This window comes from Streptomyces sp. NPDC001070 (genome assembly GCF_053598835.1).
Genome location: NZ_JBSFLB010000027.1, coordinates 46433 through 65185, shown reverse-complemented (window position 1 = coordinate 65185; position 18753 = coordinate 46433). Strand labels below are relative to the sequence as shown.

The window sequence follows — 18753 nt, the reverse complement described above, 5'->3', positions numbered from 1 at the left end:
CACGACGTAAGGGGACGGACCTGCCTTTCCCGTACAGAATCACCCGAATCGGCGTGACGGGATCATTACGGGCGCACCGGCCGCGGTGCTTCGCTACCGTGGCCCCGCCGCGTCCGCCGGGTCACCCCACCACGCGACCGCGCAGCACGATGCGCCGGGGCGCGGTCAGGACGCGGACGTCGGCGCGGGGATCGGACTCGTAGACGACGAGATCGGCCGAGGCGCCCTCGGTGAGGCCGTCGCGGCCGAGCCACTCGCGGGCGGCCCAGGTGGCGGCGGAGAGCGCGTCGAGGGCGGGCAGGCCCGCGGTGACGAGCTCGGCGACCTCGCCGGCGACGAGTCCGTGGGCGAGGGAGCCGCCTGCGTCGGTGCCGGCGAAGATCCGGATTCCGGCGTCGTACGCGGCGCGGACGGTGTCGTAGCGGCGCGCGTGGAGCCTGCGCATGTGGTCGGACCAGCGCGGGAACTTGGCCTGGCCGCCGTCCGCGAGCTCGGGGAAGGTCGCGATGTTGACCAGGGTGGGGACGATGGCCACCTGGTGCTCGGCGAAGAGCGGGATGGTGTCCTCGGTCAGGCCGGTGGCGTGCTCGACGCAGTCGATGCCGGCCTCGACCAGGTCCCGCAGGGAGTCCTCGGCGAAGCAGTGCGCGGTGACGCGGGCGCCCTCCTCGTGGGCGGCGGCGATGGCGGCCTCGACGGCGCCGCGCGGCCAGCAGGCGGTGAGGTCGCCGGCGTCGCGGTCGATCCAGTCGCCGACCAGCTTCACCCAGCCGTCGCCGCGCCGGGCCTCCTGGCGCACGTACGCGACCAGGTCCTCGGGCTCGATCTCCCAGGCGTAGTTGCGGATGTAGCGGCGGGTGCGGGCGATGTGCCGGCCGGCCCGGATGATCCGCGGCAGGTCCTCGCGGTCGTCGATCCACCGGGTGTCGGAGGGCGAACCGGCGTCGCGCAGCAGCAGGGTGCCGGCGTCGCGGTCGGTGAGCGCCTGCTTCTCGGAGGTGCCGGCGTCGACGGGGCCGTGATGGTCCAGGCCGACGTGGCAGTGGGCGTCGACCAGGCCGGGCAGGACCCAGCCCTCGACGGTGGTGAGGTCGCGGACGCCGGCGGGGCGCTCGTAGGTCACACGGCCGCCGATCACCCACAGCTCGTCCCGGAGGTCGTCCGGCCCGGCCAGGATGCGGCCCTTGATGTGCAGCGCCTGCGACGCCTCGCGATCAGCCATGTCAGCACTCTACGAGCCGGTGGGTACCCTCGGGCCGTACACCCCCTCGACGAAGGAAGCACCGCCACCGTGTCCCATCCCCTGCTCGACCTGCCCCCGCTGACCGCCGAACGTTTCGCCGCGATCGAGCGGAGAGTGGCCGCGCTGCTGCACACCGCGCAGGACGTCGTGATCACGCAGGGCGAGGCACTGCTGCCGCTGGAGGGCTGCATCCGCGGCGGGGCGCGACCGGGCTCGACGGCGCTCAACGTGGTGACCGGTCCGTACGGCCAGACCTTCGGCAACTGGCTGCGGGACGCGGGCGCGACCGTGGTGGACCTGGACGTCCCCTTCCACGCCGCCGTGACCGCGCAGGACGTGGCGCGGGCGCTGTCCGCCCGCCCGGAGATCGACTTCGTGTCGCTGGTGCACGCGGAGGCCGCCACCGGCAACACCAACCCGGTCGCGGAGATCGGCGAGGTCGTCAGGGCGCACGGCGCGCTGTTCATGGTGGACGCGGTGGCCTCGGTGGCCGCCGAGCCGCTGCTGGTGGACGCGTGGGGCGTGGACCTGTGCGTGATCGGCGCCCAGAAGGCGATGGGCGGGCCCGCCGGGGTGTCGGCGGTGTCGGTGAGCGAGCGAGCGTGGCGGCGCCTCGCGGACAACCCGGCGGCACCGCGCCGCTCGTACCTGTCGCTGCTGGACTGGAAGGAGCGCTGGATCGACACCGGCCGCAGGGCGCTGCCGCACGCGCCGGCGCAGCTGGAGATGCTGGCGCTGGAGGCCGGCCTGGAGCGGATCGAGGAGGCCGGCCTCGACGCGGTGATCGCCCGGCACCGCGCCGCCGCCGCGGCGACCCGGGCCGGTGCGGCGGCGCTGGCCGCCGCCGTGGAGCCGTACGTGTACCGGGATCAGGACGCCGCGCCGGTCGCCACGACCCTGCGCACCCTGGACGGCGTCGCCGCCGACGAACTGGTCGCCCACGCCCTGGCGCTGGAGCCGGGGCTGCCGCTGGTCGCGGGCGGCGGGGCGCTGGCCAAGGAGATGGTCCGGGTCAACCACTACGGCCGGGACGCCGATCCGGACGTGGTCGCCCGCACGCTGCGGGCCCTGGGCACCGCGCTGGCGGCGGACCCGGAGCCGGCCGTGGCGGCCGCCGGGGCCGCCTGGACCGCCTGGACCGCCTGACCGCGCTCCTTCCACGGCCCGGGCAGGCCGGAGCGGCCGCCGCCGGGCCCTGTGGACGGCCCGGCGGCCGCCTGGGGAAGTGCCGTCCGCGGCCCGGCGCCCCAAAGTGGCCCGCTACCGCGCCGAGCTGGACCGGCTGTGCGCCGACCCGGCGGTGCGCGCCGACGAGCGGTCCATCGTGGAGCCGAAGTCCCAGGACATCCGCTCGGTCTTCGAAGTGCACAAGATCAGCCCGGTCTTCGCCGAACTGGTCCGCGACCCGCGGGTCGTGGGCCGGGCCCGCCAGATCCTCGGCTCGGACGTGTACGTCCACCAGAGCCGGATCAACGTCAAGCCGGGCTTCGGCGCCTCCGGCTTCTACTGGCACTCGGACTTCGAGACCTGGCACGCCGAGGACGGGTTGCCCCGCATGCGCGCGGTGTCCGTCTCGATCGCGCTCACCGAGAACCACGACACCAACGGCGGCCTGATGATCATGCCGGGCTCGCACCGCACGTTCCTCGGCTGCGCGGGCGCCACCCCGGAGGACAACTACAAGAAGTCCCTGCAGATGCAGGACGCGGGCACGCCCTCCGACGCGGCGCTCACGGAACTGGCGGGCCGGCACGGGATCCGGCTCTTCACCGGACCGCCCGGGTCCGCGGTGTGGTTCGACTGCAACTGCATGCACGGCTCGGGGGACAACATCACCCCGTATCCGCGCAGCAACGTCTTCATCGTCTTCAACAGCGTGGAGAACGCGGCGGTCGAACCCTTCGCGGCGCCCGTCCGCCGCCCGGAGTTCATCGGGGCGCGCGACTTCACGCCGGTGCGCTGACGCTTTGTGCCCGGTGGCACGGCCGCGCCGCCCCCTTGTGCGCGGCGCGGCCGTGGTTCCTGTCGGGGGTGGGGTTGCCCGGCGCGGTCAGTGCGGGGCTGCGCTCTGTTCGTCCGGGGACGGTGCCGCGCCGGGGTACTCCCCCGGCCGAAGGCCGGGGGAGGGTGGGCGTTCTGGACGCTGACGCATATGTGTGTGCGGCATCCGGGACAGATCGAGGTCGTGCCGGCATGCACGTGAATATGCGGTCCAGAATGGCCGGCCCCAAAGGCCCCGACCCCGGACCACCACGCACGCGGCGCACACGCGGCAACTGAACGCGCCGGGCAACCCCGACCCCCCACAGCCGCAACCACAAACGACCCGCACGCGAGGTCAGGCCTCGCGACGCCCGTCATACCGCCGCGGCAGCCCCAACGGGTTCTCGTCCCGCAACTCCGCCGGCAGCAGCGCCTGCGGCGCGTCCTGGTAGACGACGGGCCGCAGCCACCGCTCGATCGCCGTGCCGCCGACCGACGTGGACGTCGAGGTCGTGGCCGGGTACGGGCCGCCGTGGTGCATGGCCGGGGCGACGGCGACGCCGGTGGGCCAGCCGTTCACCACGACGCGCCCCGCCAGCGGGGTGAGGCGGCCGAGCAGTTCCGCACCGGGCCCGGACGCCTCGGCCTCGCCGAGATGCGCCGTGGCCGTGAGGTTCCCGGGGAGCCGTGCGAGCACGCCCTCGAGTTCCTCCGCGCTGGTGTAGCGCGCGACGACCGTCACCGGCCCGAAGTGCTCCTCCAGCAGTCCGTCGTGCTCGCCGCCCTCGGAAAGCCGGGCCGCCGGGACGGAGACGAAGCCGGCCCGCACCAGGTGCTCGCCGCCGTCGCCGGGCTCGACCGGCGCCTCCACCTCTGGCAGCGCCGTGAGCTCCCGTACGCCCGCGATGAAGTTGTCCCGCATACGGGCGTCGAGGAGCGTGCCGGGGGCGACGTCGGCCACCGACGCGGCCAGGGACTTGAGGAGCCGGTCGCCGGCCTCGCCCGCGGGGGCAAGCACCAGGCCGGGCTTCACGCAGAACTGCCCGACGCCGAGCGTCATGGACCCGGCCAGTCCCGCGCCGATCTGCTCGGCGCGCTCCTCCGCCGCGGCCTCCGTGATCACCACCGGGTTGAGGCTGCCGAGTTCGCCGTGGAACGGGATCGGCACCGGTCGTGCCGCGGCCGCGTCGAAGAGGGCGCGCCCGCCCCGTACCGAGCCGGTGAACCCGGCGGCGGACACCAGCGGGTGCTTGATGAGGTCGATGCCGGCCTGGAAGCCGTGGACCACCGACACGACGTCGGCCGGGAGGCCCACCTCGACGGCGGCCCGCCGCAGCGCGTCCGCGCACAGTTCGCTCGTCGCCGGATGGTCGGGGTGGGCCTTGACGACGACCGGGCAGCCGGCGGCCAGCGCGCTCGCGGTGTCGCCGCCGGGGACGGAGAAGGCGAGCGGGAAGTTGCTGGCGGAGTAGACGGCCACGACGCCGAGCGGGATCTTGTAGCGCCGCAGGTCGGGCCGGGGCGGGGCGAGCGCCGGGTCAGCGTGGTCGATGATGACGTCGAGGAAGGCGCCCTCCTCGACGATCTCGGCGAAGGCACGCAACTGGTAGGCGGTGCGGCCGAGTTCGCCGGTGAGCCGGGCGGGCCCGAGGGCGGTCTCCGCGTCGGCGGCCTCCAGGATGCGAGGGCCGGCCTCCTCCAGGAAGTCGGCCGCGGTGCGCAGCAGCCGGGCCCGGACCTCGCGGTCGGCCAGCGCCGGGAAGGCCGCGGCGGCGGCGCGGACGACGGCGTCGACCTCCTCGGCGGTGGCTTCGACGGCGACCTGCTCCCGCTGCTTCCCGGTTCGGGGATCGACGCTCCACACTGGTACGGCCACCGCGGGTACCTCCAGGCCTTTCGTTCGATATACTGAACAGCATCCGCAACTGTGAATCTGTTCGGGAGCCTACTTGTGCGGGTCCCGGCCGAACAAGAGGGGTCCACTCCAGATGGCTGCAGGTGAGGGCGGCGCGCAGGTCAAATCCGCGGTGCGGACGGTGGAGCTGCTGGAGTTCTTCGCCGGCCAGCCCGGCATGCACAGCCTCGCCGCCGTGCAGGAGGCCGTCGGCTACCCCAAGTCCAGCCTTTACATGCTGCTGCGCACGCTCGTGGAGCTCGGCTGGATCGAGACCGACGCGACCGGCACCCGCTACGGCATCGGGGTGCGCGCCCTGTTGGTCGGCACCTCGTACATCGACGGCGACGAGGTGGTCGCCGCCGCCCGGCCGACCCTGGACCGGCTCTCGGACGACACGAGCGAGACCATCCACCTGGCCCGTCTCGACGGTACGAGCGTGGTCTACCTGGCGACCCGCCAGTCCTCGCACTACCTGCGGCCGTTCACCCGGGTCGGGCGCCGCCTGCCGGCCCACTCCACCTCGCTCGGCAAGGCGCTGCTCGCCACGTACACCGACGAGCAGGTCCGCAAGCTGCTGCCCGAGACGCTCGAACCGCTGACCGAGCACACGCACACCGACCGCGAGAAGCTGATCACCGAACTGCACCAGATCCGCGAGCAGGGCTACGCCGTGGACCGCGAGGAGAACACCCTCGGCCTGCGCTGCTTCGGCGTCGCGATCCCCTACCGGACGCCCGCCCGCGACGCGATCAGCTGCTCGGTGCCGGTGGCCCGGCTGACCCCGGCGCACGAGCAACTGATCAAGGACGCCCTCTTCGACGCGCGCGACCGCCTCACCCTGGCCACGCGCCGCCTCTGACCGCCCCGGTCAGGACTCCTCCCGGAGCACCCGGACCGTGCCCGGCGGCACGCTGAGCCGGCCGATCACCCGCTCACCGGTGAGCAGTTCCGTGCCCGGCGCGTCAAGGGGCACCTTCACCTCTGCCTCGGTGTGGTTGATCACGAAGACGTAGGTGCCGTGCTCGCCGGCCCGGCGGACGACCTCGACGTCGCGGGGCAGTTCGGCCCGTTCGGGCAGGCCCGCGTCCTCCGCGGCGGCGGCCAGGACCGCGCCGAGTTCCGCGGGGCCGAGCCGGGTCGAGACGTACCAGGCCGTGCCCTCGCCCAGCGCGTGCCGGGTGACGGCGGGGCGGCCGGCGGCGGGGCCGTCGGCGTACGTCCACACCGGCTCGGCGCCGCGCGGCACGACGACCTCCGTCCACAGGTCGCCGGTGAGCGCGGGACCGCCGGGGCCCTCCAGGCGGACCCGCTCGCCGTCGAGCAGGGGCGCGAACTCCTCGACCGTCAGCCCGAGCACGTCCCGCAGGGCGCCCGGCACGGGGCCCGGGTGGACGGTGTCGTGCTCGTCGACGACGCCGGAGAAGTAGGAGACCAGCAGCGTGCCGCCGCCCTCGACGTACGCGCGCAGATTCCGGCCCGCGGCCTCGGTGGTGAGATAGAGCGCGGGGACGACGACAAGGGGATAAGCCGACAAGTCGCCTTCGGGACGGGCGAAGTCGACGGTCAGGTGCCGGTCGAAGAGGGCCTCGTAGAAGCTGTCGGCGCGTTCGCGCGCGTCGTGGTCCTGGCTCGGCCGCCATTCCAGCTTCTGCGCCCACCAGGACTGCCAGTCCCACAGCACGGCCGCGTCGGCGACGGTCCGGGTGCCGGCGACCTCGGCGAGGGCCGCGATGTCCGCGCCCAGCCGGACGACCTCGCGCCAGACGCGACTGTCGGTGCCGGCGTGCGGCAGCATCGCGGAGTGGAACTTCTCGGCGCCGTATCGGGACTGCCGCCACTGGAAGAACAGGGCGCCCTCCGAGCCGCGGGCCACATGGGCGAGGCTGTTGCGCGCCATCTGGCCGGGGGCCTTGGCGGGGTTGCGGCGCTGCCAGTTGACGCCGCTGGTGGAGTGCTCCAGCAGCAGCCAGGGGGCGCCGCCGGCGACGGAGCGGGTGAGGTCGGCTGCCATGGCCAGGTTGACGTGGGTGCGGCGGCCGTCGGTGATCAGGTAGTGGTCGTTGGTGACGAGGTCGACCTCGCGGCCCCAGGCCCAGTAGTCCATGGAGTCGCACTGGCTCAGCGCGGTCATGAAGTTGGTGGTGACCGGGACGCCGGGTGACAGGCGGTGCAGGATGTCGCGCTCGGCGGTGAAGTTTCCGCGGATCGTCTCGTCGGTGAAGCGCGCGTAGTCCAGCTGCTGCGCCGGGTTGGCGACGGTGGGGGTGAGGCGCGGGGCGTCGATGTGCGTCCAGTCGCCGTACGTCTGGCCCCAGAAGGCGGTGCCCCAGGCGGTGTTGAGCGCGTCGAGGGTGCCGTAGCGGGCCCGCAGCCACTGCCGGAATTCGGCGGCGGAGGCCTCGCAGTAGCAGGCGCCGACGGGGACTCCGTACTCGTTGTGGACGTGCCACATGGCGACGGCGGGATGCCGTCCGTAGCGCTCGGCCAGGCGCTCGGTGATCCGGGCGGCGGCCTCGCGGTATGCGGCCGAGCTGTGGCAGATGGCGCCGCGCGAGCCGAAGCCGTACCGGGCGCCCTCGCGGTTCACGGGGAGCGCCTCGGGGTGGGCGGCGTAGAACCAGGCGGGCGGCACGACCGTGGGGGTGCCGAGGTCGGCGCGGATGCCGTGCTCGTGGAGCAGGTCCAGCAGCCGGTCGAGCCAGCCGAAGTCGTACCGGCCGGGCTCGGGCTCCAGTCTCGACCAGGCGAAGATGCCGACGCTGACCATGGTGACGCCGGCCTCGCGCATCAGCCGGACGTCCTCGTGCCAGACCTCCTCAGGCCACTGCTCGGGGTTGTAGTCGCCGCCGTAGGCGAGGCGCGCCATGGGATCTCCTGGGTCATTTCTGGGAACGTGCACAGCTGCCTATGAGGCGGCTCGGCCTAGGTAACCGCACGGCCACAAGCATTGACAAGTGTCGTAGATGTTTCTCTACTGTGAACGCTCACAGCGCCCCCGCGCACCCTCGTCAGGGGAGGAACCCATGAACAAGCGCTTTGTCGCCGCATTCGCCGCGGCCGCGCTCTGCACCACGCTGCTGGCCGGCTGCGGTTCGTCGGACGGCGGCGGAACCGCCGAAGACAAAGCCGAGTCCGGCCCGGTCAGCCTCACGTACTGGGCCTGGGCACCAGGTCTCGACAAGGTCGCGGACATCTGGAACGCCGGCCCGGGCAAGGAGGCCGGGATCACGGTCACGGTGAAGAAGCAGGCGTCCGGCGACGACCTCGTCACCAAGATCATCACCGCCGCGAAGGCGCACAAGGCGCCCGACCTGGTGCAGGCCGAGTTCCAGGCCCTCCCCACCCTGGTCAGCAACGACGTCCTGGCCGACATATCGAAGCAGGCGGGCGGCGCGAAGAAGGACTTCGCCGACGGCGTGTGGCAGCAGGTGACCCTCGGCTCCGACGCGGTGTACGCGATCCCGCAGGACACCGGGCCGCTGATGTTCTACTACCGCCAGGACCTGTTCAAGAAGTACGGCCTGAGCGTGCCGACGACCTGGGACGAGTTCGCCGCGACCGCCCGCGCCCTGAAGAAGAAGGACGCCGAGAAGTCCCTGACCACCTTCTCGGCGACCGACCCCGGCCTGTTCGCGGGCCTGTCGCAGCAGGCCGGCGCGAAGTGGTGGACCACCAGCGGGGACACGTGGGACGTCGCCATCGACGACGCCGCCTCCACGAAGGTCGCCGACTTCTGGGGCGGTCTGGTCAAGGAGGGCGTCATCGACAACCAGCCGATGTACACCCCCGCCTGGAACAAGGCACTCAACACCGGCACCCAGATCGCCTGGGTCAGCGCCGTGTGGGCACCGGGTGTGCTGACGACGGCCGCCCCCGACACCAAGGGCAAGTGGGCCATGGCGCCGCTGCCGCAGTGGAACGCGGGTGACAACCTCACGGGCAGCTGGGGCGGCTCCACGACCGGCATCAGCAACGACTCCCAGCACAAGGACGCGGCGGTGAAGTTCGCGACCTGGCTCAACACCGACCCGGAGGCCGTGACGGCCCTGGTGAAGAACGGCGGTATCTACCCGGCAGCGACGGCCGCGCAGACCGGGGACGCGCTCGCGCAGGCCCCGGAGTTCTTCGCGAACCAGCCGGACTTCTACACCAAGGCCGCGGAGATCGCGAAGACCACGGCGCCGGGGGCGTGGGGACCGAACGTGAACGTGGCCTACAGCGCCTTCAAGGACGCCTTCGGCAAGGCGGCGCAGGACAAGGCGGGCTTCGGCGCGGCGCTGGGCACGGTGCAGTCGACGACGGTCGCCGACATGAGGAAGCAGGGCTTCTCGGTCTCGGAGTAGGGCGCAGGCAGCCCCTCCGCGCGGAGCAGTCCCTCCGGGAGACCAGGGGCACCACGCGCCCCTGGTCTCCGCCCATCCACCCCCCGTCCGAAACGAGCCCCTCATGCCGCCCACCCCGCCCGCCGCCCGGCGCACCCAGCGCCTCGCTCCCTACGGATTCCTCGTCCCCGCCGTCGTCCTGTTCGCCCTCACCTTCGCGCTCCCCATCGGTTACGCCGTCTATCTCAGCTTCCGCAAGATCGAGGTCAAGGGCCTGGGGCTGGGCCGCAACGCCCGCGGTGAGGCTTGGGCGGGGCTGTCCAACTACACCTCGGTCCTGTCCGACACCGAGTTGCTGCACGGTGCCGCCCGCATCCTCGGCTACGGCGCGATCGTGGTGCCGGTGATGCTGGGCCTCGCCCTGCTGTTCGCCCTGATGCTGGACGCCGAGCGCACTCGGCTGCGCGGCTTCTCGCGGTTGGCGATCTTCCTGCCGTACGCGGTGCCCGGGGTGGTCGCCGCGCTGCTGTGGGGCTTCCTCTACCTGCCCTCGCTCAGCCCGATCCACTCCGCGCTGGGCACGCTGGGCCTGTCCCAGCCCGACCTGCTCACCGGCGGCGCCCTGTTCGGCGCGCTGGCGAACATCGCCGTGTGGGGCGGCACGGGCTTCAACATGATCGTGATCTACACGTCGCTGCGGGCGGTGCCCACCGAGATCTACGAGGCCGCGCGGATCGACGGCTGCTCGGAGCTGCAGATCGCGCTGCGGATCAAAATCCCCACGGTGGCGCCGGCGCTCGTGCTGACCTTCTTCTTCTCGATGATCGCGACCTTCCAGGTCTTCGGTGAGCCGATGACCCTCAAGGGGATGACGAACTCGATCTCCACGACCTGGAGCCCGCTGATGAAGGTCTACCAGGACGCCTTCGTGCGCGGCGACATCCACTCGGCGGCCGCGACGTCCGTCGTCATCGCCGTCGCCACCCTCCTCCTGTCCTTCGGCTTCCTGCGGGCGGCCAACTCCCGTACCCGGCAGGGAGCGTCCTGATGAGCGTCACGGCAACCCCCCTCACCCGCCGGACCGGCGCCCGTGCGGCGGCCACCGCCACCGCGCCGCGGCGCCGCCGCCGGATCGGTCTCGTCCCGACCGTCGTCCTGCTGCTCGGCGCGGCGTACTGCCTGCTGCCGGTGGCATGGGTGCTGGTGGCGTCGACGAAGAGCAGCCGCGAGCTGTTCTCGACGTTCACCTTCCTGCCCGGCACCGGCCTGGCGGACAACGTCTCGCAGCTGTCGGCGTACCGCGACGGCGTCTACTGGCGGTGGATGCTCAACTCCCTCCTCTACGCGGGCCTCGGCGCGCTGCTGTCCACGGCGGTGTCCGCGGTGAGCGGTTACGCGCTGGCGAAGTACCGCTTCCGGGGGCGCGAGGCGATCTTCAACGTCCTGCTGACGGGGGTGCTGATGCCGCCGGTCATCCTGGCGATCCCGCAGTACCTGCTGATGGCCGAGGCGGGTCTCGCCGACAGCTACCTGTCGGTGCTGCTGCCGAGCGTCCTGGCGCCGTACGGGATCTACCTGGCGCGGATCTACGCGTCCGCCGCCGTGCCGGACGAGGTGGTGGAGGCGGCGCGGGTGGACGGGGCGCGGGAGTGGCGGATCTTCCGGACGATCGCGCTGCCGGTGATGGTGCCGGGACTGGTGACGGTCTTCCTCTTCCAGTTCGTGGCGATCTGGAACAACTTCCTGCTGCCGTTCATCATGCTCGGTGACGACGAGAAGTTCCCGGTCACCCTGGGCCTCTACACCCTGCTCCAGCAGGGCGCCTCGGCGCCCGCCCTCTACACCCTGGTGATCACCGGTGCGATGCTGGCGATAATGCCGCTGATCGCGCTGTTCCTGGTCATCCAGAGGTTCTGGAGCCTGGATCTGCTGTCCGGGGCCGTAAAGTCCTGACCAGCCCCCGGAGGAAGAACGGTATGAGCCGCCCAGAACGACGTCGTCCCCCGACGATCCACGACGTGGCCCGCGAGGCGGGAGTGTCACGGGGCACGGTGTCGCGCGTCCTCAACGGCGGGCACAACGTGAGCCCGGCCGCGATGGAGGCGGTCAACGCCGCGATCCGCCGGACCGGCTACGTGGTGAACCGGCACGCCCGCAGCCTGATCACCGGGCGGTCGGACTCGGTGGGCTTCCTGCTCACCGAGCCGCAGGAGCGCTTCTTCGAGGACCCGAACTTCAACGTGCTGCTCAGCGGCTGCACCCAGGCGCTGGCCGCGCACGACATACCTCTGCTGCTGATGATCGCCGGCGACGAGCCCGAGCGGCGGCGGATAACCCGCTACATCACCGCCGGGCACGTCGACGGTGTGCTGCTGGTGTCCAGCCACTCCGGGAACCCGGTCGCCGAGCGGCTGGAGAAGGCCGGGGTCCCGGTCGTCGCCTGCGGGGAGCCGCTGGGCCAGGGGGGCCGGGTCGCCTATGTGGCCGCCGACGAGCGGGGCGGCGCGCACCAGATGGTGCGGCACCTCGTGGCGTCCGGGCGACGCCGGATCGCCACGATCACCGGACCACTGGACACCCCCGGCGGTGTCCAGCGGCTGGCGGGCTACCGCGAGGAGCTGGCGGCCTCGGGGCTGCCGGCCGACGAGACGCTGATCGCCGAGGGCGACTACAGCCGGGCCGGCGGCGAGGCCGCGATGGGCGCGCTGCTGGACCGCGCTCCGGACCTGGACGCGGTCTTCGTCGCCTCCGACCTCATGGCGCAGGGCGCGCTGGCGGCGCTGGAGCGGGCCGGGCGGCGGGTGCCCGAGGACGTCGCGGTCGGCGGCTTCGACGACTCGCCGGCCGCGCTCGCCACGCTGCCGCCGCTGACCACGATCCGCCAGCCGTGGAACCGGATCAGCGCCGAGATGGTGCGGCTGCTACTCGCCCGCATCGCCGGCGACGAAGCGTCCGGGGTGATCCTCCCGACGGAGCTGGTACGTCGGGGATCGGCTTGAACATCCCCTAGTATCAAGGGAGTTGGGGCTCCGCACACTGCCCCAGGACTCTGGAGGACCGGTGCGTCTCCCCCGCTCCCTTTCCGGCTGGACCATGGCCGTCTTCGGGCTGCTCGCCGCGGCACTGGGCATCGTCGGGCTGATCTCCCCCGCCGTGCAGCTGTCCCTGCTCGGCTTCCACCGGCCGGACCATCGCGCGGCCGGCGACTACACCCTCGTCTTCCTGACCGCCTCCTCCATGGCGGCGCTCAACATGGGCGTGTACTACGTCCTGGCCGCCCTCGCCGACTGGCGCGCCTTCTTCCGCTGGACGGTGCCGTTCCGGCTGCTGACCTTCACGGTCTTCACCGTGGCGGTGCTGATCGGCAGGGCTCCGTCCGGTTTCGTCGGCGTGGGCGTGTGGGAGGGCGTGGGCGCCGTCGTGACGGGCGCGGCGCTCTGGTACGAGGGCCGGAGGGCCGCTGTCGCGCCGTCCGAGGGCGTCGCGACGGCCTGAACCCGGCGCCGGTGGCGTCCCGCACCGCGACGGCGTCCGCGCGGCGCGGGCCTGATCGCGACGTGCGCAGCGGGACGGCGCACTGGTCGGAGAAGCCCTGGGCGGTCGGGCCGAGCGCGCTGTTGATCCGGGAGCGCGGGTTCTCCACCGCGACGACGGCCGTGAGCTCGACGAAGGCGGCCTCGCCGAGCCGGTCGAGCAGGCGGCGCGCCAGGTCGTCGGTGACGGCGGGCTCGGTCTCGGTCATGGCCGGCGGGCCGCGCCGGACGGCCGGAGCCGCGCGGGCCGGGGTGGTTTCGCCACGGCTGCGGCCATGACCGGTACTCCTTCGTACGGGTGCGATGCCGTGGTAAGCGCTTGCCGAATAGTGCGGGGCCGCCACTGCCGCGGCGGCGGTACGGGTGGGGCGGGGTGGCGCGCGGCGCGGCGTCAGCCCGCGTACGGCTCCGGCACTTCGCCGGGGCGCGCCAGGAAGCGGAAGTCGCAGCCGGTGTCGGCCTGGGTGATCTGGTCCTGGTACAGCGCGCCGTAGCCGCGTCCGTGGCGGGGCGGCGGTGCCTGCCACCGCGCGCGCCGGCGTTCCAGTTCCGCGTCGTCGACCTCCAGGCGCAGGGTGCGCGCCCGGACGTCCAGGGTGATCAGGTCGCCGGTGCGGACGAGGGCGAGCGGTCCGCCCACGTGCGACTCGGGCGCCACGTGCAGCACGCACGCGCCGTAACTCGTGCCGCTCATCCGGGCGTCGGAGATCCGCACCATGTCCCGCACCCCCTTCTTCAGCAGGTGGCGGGGAAGCGGCAGCATCCCGTACTCGGGCATGCCGGGACCGCCGAGCGGACCGGAGCCGCGCAGCACGAGCACGCTCTCCTCGGTGATGCCCAGGTCCGGCTCGTCGATGGTGCGCTGCAGGGTCCGGTAGTCGTCGAACACGACGGCCGGGCCGGTGTGCTTGAACAGGTGCGGCTCGGCGGCGATGTGCTTGATGACGGCGCCGTCCGGGCACAGGTTGCCGCGCAGTACGGCGACCCCGCCCTCGGCCGCGAGCGGGTTGTCCAGCGGGCGGATCACGTCCTCGTCGTGGACCAGAGCCCCGGCGAGCTGTTCGCGCAGGGTGGGGTGCGCGACGGTCGGGCGGTCGAGGTGCAGGACACCGGCGTCCCGCAGCCGGGTCAGGAACCCGGGGAGGCCGCCCGCGAAGTGGAAGTCCTCCATCAGGTACCGGCCGCCCGGGCGGAGGTTGGCCAGCACCGGGACCGTGCGGGCGATGCGGTCGAAGTCGTCCAGGGTGAGCGGCACACCGCTCCGTCCCGCCATCGCGATCAGGTGGATCACGGCGTTGGTCGAGCCGCCGAGGGCGAGCACCGTGGCCACCGCGTCCTCGTACGCCTCACGGGTCAGGATCGCCGACAGCCTCAGGTCCTCCCGTACGAGGCCGACGATCCGCATCCCGGAGGCCGCAGCCATCCGGTCGTGCCCGGAGTCGACGGCCGGTATGGACGAGGCCCCCGGCACGGTGACCCCCAGCGCCTCGGCGGCGGCGGTCAGCGTGGAGGCGGTGCCCATCGTCATGCAGTGGCCCGGCGAGCGGGCCAGACCGCTCTCCAGCTCGGCCATCTCGCAGTCGCCGATGAGGCCGGCCCGCTTGTCGTCCCAGTACTTCCACATGTCGGTGCCGGAGCCCAGCACCTCGCCCCGCCAGTGGCCGGGCAGCATCGGGCCCGCGGGCACGAAGACCGTGGGCAGGTCGGCGCTGGCGGCGCCCATGAGGAGCGCGGGCGTCGACTTGTCGCAACCGCCCATCAGGACGGCCCCGTCCACGGGGTAGGAGCGCAGCAGTTCCTCGGTCTCCATCGCCAGCAGGTTGCGGTAGAGCATGGGCGTCGGCTTCTGGTACGTCTCCGAGAGCGTCGCGACGGGGAACTCCAGGGGGAAGCCGCCCGCCTGCCACACCCCCCGCTTGACCGCCTGGGCGCGGTCGCGGAGGTGGACGTGGCAGGGGTTGATGTCGCTCCAGGTGTTGAGGATCGCGATCACCGGCTTGCCCAGGTGCTCCTCGGGCAGGTAGCCCAGTTGCCGGGTGCGGGCACGGTGGCTGAACGAGCGCAGGCCGTCCGTCCCGTACCACTGGTGGCTGCGCAGCTCTTCCGGCTTCTTCATGGCGGCCCTCCGTCCGTCCCGGCTCAGAGGTCCCAGCCGGCGAGCAGGGCGGCCACCCGCTCGCGCCGGTCCCCGGTCAGCGGGCGGCTGGGCGGGCGCACGTCGCGGCGGCACAGTCCCAGCACCGCCAGCGCCTCCTTCACCACCGACACGTTGTCGGCGGAACTCTGCTCGGCGCGCAGGTCCTCGAACTCCCTGATCTGCTCCCACACCTTCATCGCGGCCGCGTAGTCGCCGTCGCGCAGCGCGCGCAGCATCTCCAGGGACACCCGGGGCGCGACGTTGACCAGGCCCGAGGTGAAGCCGGTCGCGCCGACCGCCCAGTAGGCGGGGGCGTACAGCTCGGCGAGGCCGGCGACCCAGGTGAAGCGGTCCAGTCCCGCGTCCCGCGCCACCGCCGCGAAGCGGGCGGCGTCGGGCACCGCGTACTTCACCCCGACGACGTTCGGGCACAGCTCGCCGAGTCGGGCGATCAGCTCACCGCTCAGCGCCGGGTTGCGGACGTACGGGACGACGCCGGTCTCCGGGACGGCCTCCGCGACGGCGCGGTGGTAGTCGACCCAGCCGTCCGGGGACACGTACGGGTGGATCGGCTGGTGCACCATCACCATCTGCGCCCCCGCGTCACGGGCGTGCCGCGCGGCGGCGACGGCGGTCGGCACGTCGTGGCCGACGCCCACCACGACCTGGGTGTCCGCGTCCGCCTCCGCCGTCGTCAGCTCGACCACCAGGCGGCGTTCGGCCGGGTCGAGGGCGTAGAACTCACCGGTGTTGCCGTTCGGCGTGACCGTCCGCACCCCGCTGTCGAGCAGCCTGCGCAACAGCGCCCGGTAGGTGCCGCGCTCCACGCCCCCGTCGGCTCCGAACGGCGTGACCGGGATCGCCACGACGTCGGCGAGCGCCGACGACTGCTCCGCGAATGACATGCGTTGCCCTTCGGCTCGGGGTTCTGCGTTCTGCCCTGGGGTTCGGGCGCGCGGACGACCGTCCCCTCGCTCCGCGCGCCCGCGGCTCAGGGGGCGGTGCCTTCGCCGCCGTCCGGGAAGGCCCGGGCCACGAAGCCCGCGATGTGGTCGTGCAGCAGGCGCGCCGCACCGTCCGCGTCACCGTCCAGGGCGCGGGCCAGGATCTCGCGGTGCTCGCGGGCCTCCTGTTCCCATGAGGGGGTCTCCTGCCAGACGACGGCGGAGACCAGGGCCGCCTGGTCCCGTACGTCGTCGAGCATCCGGGCCAGCAGGGGGTTCCCGCACGGCATGTACAGCGCCCGGTGGAAGTCCCGGTTGGCCAGCGAGCGGGCGGCGCGGTCTCCCGCCTCGTCGGCGCGCGACAGCGCCTCACGGGCGGCGTCGAGCGGGGCCCGGTGCGTCACGGTGCGGCGCAGCGCCTCGGGCTCCAGCAGCAGGCGGACGTCGTAGACGTGACGCGCCATCTCCTCGCCGACGGTGCGCACGGTCACACCCTTGTACTGGCTCATCACGACCAGCCCGGTGCCCGCGAGGGTCTTCAGCGCCTCCCGGACCGGCGTCTTGGACACCCCGAACTGCGCGGCCAGCTCGGCCTCCACGAGTGCCTGACCGGGCTTCAGCTGCCCGGTCAGTATCCCGTGCTTGATCGTCTGCAGCACGACCTGTGTACGGGACGGGATCGGCGTCGGCGCGGTGCCGGCGAGCAGGTCCATGTGTGCGGCTCTCTCGGATCTCGCGTATGGCGTCTGACATATGACGCACGATGTACGACGCGATGAAGGTAGGCCGGGGCGCGGGACGAGTCAATGGGTTGCGCACGTCCGTGTGCGGGGGCGAGAGCGCAGAGGCACCGGGGCCGGATGACACCTCGTCGACGAGTGAGGAGCCCGCAGGACGCGAGCACGAACGCCGGCCGGAGGACGGCGGGAACGGCCGCGGCCGCACCGGCACCGCAGGGGTGCCGGCGCGGCCGCGCGTGCGGGCCCGGGGCGGTCAGCGGGACGCGGGGATGCCCAGGTCCGAACCGGCCGGGTCCGGCCAGCGGGTCGTGATGACCTTGCCGCGTGTGTAGAAGTGCACGGCTTCGCTGCCGTACATGCGGTGGTCGCCGAAGGCCGAGTCCTTCCAGCCACCGAAGGAGTGGTAGCCCACCGGCACCGGCATCGGCACGTTCACGCCGACCATGCCGGTCTCGACCTCCAGTTGGAACCGGCGGGCCGCGCCGCCGTCGCGGGTGAAGATAGAGCTGGCGTTGCCGAACGGGGAACCGTTGACGATGCGCACGGCCTCCTCGTAGGTCTCCGCGCGGAGCACGCACAGGACGGGGCCGAAGATCTCGTTCCGGTAGGCGTCCGAGTCGGTGCTGACCCTGTCGAGGAGCGAGATGCCCATCCAGTGCCCGTTCTCGAGGCCCTCGACGGTGAAGTCCCTGCCGTCGAGCACCACGTCGGCTCCCTGGGCGGCCGCGCCGGCGACGTAGCTCGCGACCTCGTCGCGGTGTGCCTTGGTGACGAGCGGGCCCATCTCGGACGTCGGGTCGTCGCCCGGGCCGATCTTCACCTTCGTGGCCCGCTCGGCTATCCGGGACACCAGCGCGTCGCCCGCCGAGCCGACCGCGACCACCACGGAGACCGCCATGCAGCGCTGGCCCGCGGAGCCGTAGGCGGCGGTCACGGCAGCGTCTGCGGCCGCGTCGAGGTCGGCGTCGGGCAGTACCAGCATGTGGTTCTTCGCGCCGCCAAGAGCCTGGACACGCTTGCCGCCGGCGGCCGCCCTGGCGTAGACGTGCCGGGCGACCGGCGTGGAGCCCACGAACGACACGGCCGCCACGTCCGGGTGGTCGAGCAGCGCGTTCACCGCGACCTCGTCGCCGTGCACGATGTTGAGCACACCGTCGGGCACGCCGGCCTCGGCCGCGAGTTCCGCGAGGAGCATGGACGCGGAGGGGGCCTTGCTGCTCGGCTTGTGGACGAAGGTGTTCCCGCAGGCGATCGCCATGGGGAACATCCACATGCTGATCATCGCGGGGAAGTTGAACGGTGAGATGCCGACGACCACACCCAGCGGCTGGCGGACCGACTCCACGTCGATGTGGCTCGACACCTCCGTGGACGTGTCGCCCTTGAGCGCCATGCCGAGCCCGCAGGCCAGTTCGACGATCTCCAGGCCCCGGGCCACCTCGCCCAGCGCGTCCGCGTGGACCTTGCCCTGCTCGGCGGTGATCAGCGCGGCGAGGTCGTCGCGCCGCGCGTTCAGCAGCTCGCGGTAGCGGAAGAGGATCGCGATCCGCTCCGTGAGCGAGGACGTGCGCCAGGTGGCGTAGGCGTCCTTCGCAGCTGCGACCGCGGCGTCGACCTCGTCGGCGCCGGCCATCGCGACCCGCGTGGTGACCTCTCCGGTCGCGGGGTCGGTCACGGGGCCCCAGGTGCCGGAGGCGCCTGCGGCGTCTCCGAAGGGCTTGCCACCGATCCAGTGGGTGACGGTCTTCATCGGCGGAACTCCTTCAAAGGTGACGGCGGCGGGCGGTGAGGTTCCTGTCGTCCACCTCACGGGCCTCGACTTCAGCCGGGCGCTCCGCGGTCTCGGCCACGGATACGCCCCTCACCGCCCGGGAGAGCGGGACTGCTGCCTTCGAAGCTACTTCTCAGATCCGCACGTACAGGCGCTTCGGGGCCTCGCGGCCCGAAGTGCATC

General features: G+C 72.7%; 15 protein-coding genes. 8 read left to right on the top strand and 7 right to left on the bottom strand.

The features are described 5' to 3' along the window. Positions 1–121 precede the first annotated feature (121 nt). Positions 122–1222 carry an amidohydrolase family protein gene (locus ACWDAS_RS29450; protein WP_450396994.1) on the bottom strand — a complete coding sequence of 367 codons (1101 nt, stop codon included), beginning with the start codon at positions 1220–1222 and terminating at the stop codon, positions 122–124. Between the two features lie 69 nt (positions 1223–1291). Here ACWDAS_RS29450 and ACWDAS_RS29445 point away from each other — a divergent pair, with 69 nt between their 5' ends. Together ACWDAS_RS29445 and thpD are read left to right on the top strand one after the other, a co-directional pair. Beyond that, the gene (locus ACWDAS_RS29445; protein WP_450396991.1) at positions 1292–2389 is read left to right on the top strand and encodes a pyridoxal-phosphate-dependent aminotransferase family protein; all 1098 of its coding nucleotides are present in this window, start codon (positions 1292–1294) and stop codon (positions 2387–2389) included. Between the two features lie 106 nt (positions 2390–2495). Beyond that, the gene (gene thpD, locus ACWDAS_RS29440) at positions 2496–3206 is read left to right on the top strand and encodes an ectoine hydroxylase (RefSeq protein WP_450396988.1); all 711 of its coding nucleotides are present in this window, start codon (positions 2496–2498) and stop codon (positions 3204–3206) included. Between the two features lie 375 nt (positions 3207–3581). Here the strand turns inward: thpD and ACWDAS_RS29435 are convergent, their stop codons facing one another. Continuing rightward, positions 3582–5102 (bottom strand): aldehyde dehydrogenase (NADP(+)), encoded by a 1521-nt coding sequence (locus ACWDAS_RS29435; protein ID WP_450396986.1) that lies wholly within the window; start codon positions 5100–5102, stop codon positions 3582–3584. Positions 5103–5214: 112 nt separating this feature from the next. Here ACWDAS_RS29435 and ACWDAS_RS29430 point away from each other — a divergent pair, with 112 nt between their 5' ends. Then, positions 5215–5982 carry an IclR family transcriptional regulator gene (locus tag ACWDAS_RS29430; protein ID WP_450396983.1) on the top strand — a complete coding sequence of 256 codons (768 nt, stop codon included), beginning with the start codon at positions 5215–5217 and terminating at the stop codon, positions 5980–5982. Between the two features lie 9 nt (positions 5983–5991). Here the strand turns inward: ACWDAS_RS29430 and ACWDAS_RS29425 are convergent, their stop codons facing one another. Then, entirely contained in the window at positions 5992–7989 is a 1998-nt protein-coding gene (locus ACWDAS_RS29425) for a beta-galactosidase (protein ID WP_450396981.1), read from the bottom strand. A gap of 157 nt (positions 7990–8146) precedes the next feature. On the opposite strand from ACWDAS_RS29425, the gene ACWDAS_RS29420 reads away from it, so the two are divergent. From ACWDAS_RS29420 to ACWDAS_RS29400, 5 genes are all read left to right on the top strand, one after another. Further along, positions 8147–9466 carry an ABC transporter substrate-binding protein gene (locus ACWDAS_RS29420; protein ID WP_450396979.1) on the top strand — a complete coding sequence of 440 codons (1320 nt, stop codon included), beginning with the start codon at positions 8147–8149 and terminating at the stop codon, positions 9464–9466. Positions 9467–9569: 103 nt separating this feature from the next. Beyond that, on the top strand, positions 9570–10493 hold the full coding sequence (locus ACWDAS_RS29415; protein WP_450396977.1) for a carbohydrate ABC transporter permease: 924 nt from the start codon (positions 9570–9572) through the stop codon (positions 10491–10493). Further along, on the top strand, positions 10493–11398 hold the full coding sequence (locus ACWDAS_RS29410; RefSeq protein ID WP_450396974.1) for a carbohydrate ABC transporter permease: 906 nt from the start codon (positions 10493–10495) through the stop codon (positions 11396–11398). The genes ACWDAS_RS29415 and ACWDAS_RS29410 overlap by 1 nt, the downstream gene beginning before the upstream one ends. A gap of 23 nt (positions 11399–11421) precedes the next feature. Further along, on the top strand, positions 11422–12444 hold the full coding sequence (locus ACWDAS_RS29405) for a LacI family DNA-binding transcriptional regulator (RefSeq protein WP_450396971.1): 1023 nt from the start codon (positions 11422–11424) through the stop codon (positions 12442–12444). Positions 12445–12538: 94 nt separating this feature from the next. Further along, complete coding sequence (locus ACWDAS_RS29400; protein WP_450397178.1) at positions 12539–12940, top strand: hypothetical protein; 402 nt, start codon at positions 12539–12541, stop codon at positions 12938–12940. A gap of 429 nt (positions 12941–13369) precedes the next feature. On the opposite strand, the gene araD is transcribed toward ACWDAS_RS29400, so the two are convergent. The 4 genes from araD to ACWDAS_RS29380 form a co-directional block, all read right to left on the bottom strand. Further along, the gene (gene araD / locus ACWDAS_RS29395; RefSeq protein ID WP_450396968.1) at positions 13370–15094 is read right to left on the bottom strand and encodes an L-arabinonate dehydratase; all 1725 of its coding nucleotides are present in this window, start codon (positions 15092–15094) and stop codon (positions 13370–13372) included. Between the two features lie 23 nt (positions 15095–15117). Further along, positions 15118–16020 (bottom strand): dihydrodipicolinate synthase family protein, encoded by a 903-nt coding sequence (locus tag ACWDAS_RS29390; protein WP_450396965.1) that lies wholly within the window; start codon positions 16018–16020, stop codon positions 15118–15120. 86 nt (positions 16021–16106) lie between these two features. Beyond that, entirely contained in the window at positions 16107–16772 is a 666-nt protein-coding gene (locus ACWDAS_RS29385; RefSeq protein ID WP_450396963.1) for a GntR family transcriptional regulator, read from the bottom strand. A 280-nt stretch (positions 16773–17052) separates the two neighbouring features. After that, positions 17053–18549, bottom strand: coding sequence for a CoA-acylating methylmalonate-semialdehyde dehydrogenase (locus ACWDAS_RS29380; protein WP_450396960.1), 1497 nt, complete (start codon positions 18547–18549; stop codon positions 17053–17055). Positions 18550–18753: the final 204 nt, after the last annotated feature.

Excerpts from the sequence above, each read along its gene's own strand:
- ACWDAS_RS29385 (WP_450396963.1), bottom strand. The coding sequence starts at position 16,772 with ATGGACCTGCTCGCCGGCACCGCGCCGACGCCGATCCCGTCCCGTACA.
- ACWDAS_RS29420 (WP_450396979.1), top strand. The coding sequence starts at position 8,147 with ATGAACAAGCGCTTTGTCGCCGCATTCGCCGCGGCCGCGCTCTGCACC.
- ACWDAS_RS29450 (WP_450396994.1), bottom strand. The coding sequence starts at position 1,222 with ATGGCTGATCGCGAGGCGTCGCAGGCGCTGCACATCAAGGGCCGCATC.
- ACWDAS_RS29415 (WP_450396977.1), top strand. The coding sequence starts at position 9,570 with ATGCCGCCCACCCCGCCCGCCGCCCGGCGCACCCAGCGCCTCGCTCCC.
- ACWDAS_RS29400 (WP_450397178.1), top strand. The coding sequence starts at position 12,539 with ATGGCCGTCTTCGGGCTGCTCGCCGCGGCACTGGGCATCGTCGGGCTG.
- ACWDAS_RS29425 (WP_450396981.1), bottom strand. The coding sequence starts at position 7,989 with ATGGCGCGCCTCGCCTACGGCGGCGACTACAACCCCGAGCAGTGGCCT.
- ACWDAS_RS29410 (WP_450396974.1), top strand. The coding sequence starts at position 10,493 with ATGAGCGTCACGGCAACCCCCCTCACCCGCCGGACCGGCGCCCGTGCG.
- ACWDAS_RS29405 (WP_450396971.1), top strand. The coding sequence starts at position 11,422 with ATGAGCCGCCCAGAACGACGTCGTCCCCCGACGATCCACGACGTGGCC.
- ACWDAS_RS29430 (WP_450396983.1), top strand. The coding sequence starts at position 5,215 with ATGGCTGCAGGTGAGGGCGGCGCGCAGGTCAAATCCGCGGTGCGGACG.
- ACWDAS_RS29390 (WP_450396965.1), bottom strand. The coding sequence starts at position 16,020 with ATGTCATTCGCGGAGCAGTCGTCGGCGCTCGCCGACGTCGTGGCGATC.
- ACWDAS_RS29380 (WP_450396960.1), bottom strand. The coding sequence starts at position 18,549 with ATGAAGACCGTCACCCACTGGATCGGTGGCAAGCCCTTCGGAGACGCC.
- araD (WP_450396968.1), bottom strand. The coding sequence starts at position 15,094 with ATGAAGAAGCCGGAAGAGCTGCGCAGCCACCAGTGGTACGGGACGGAC.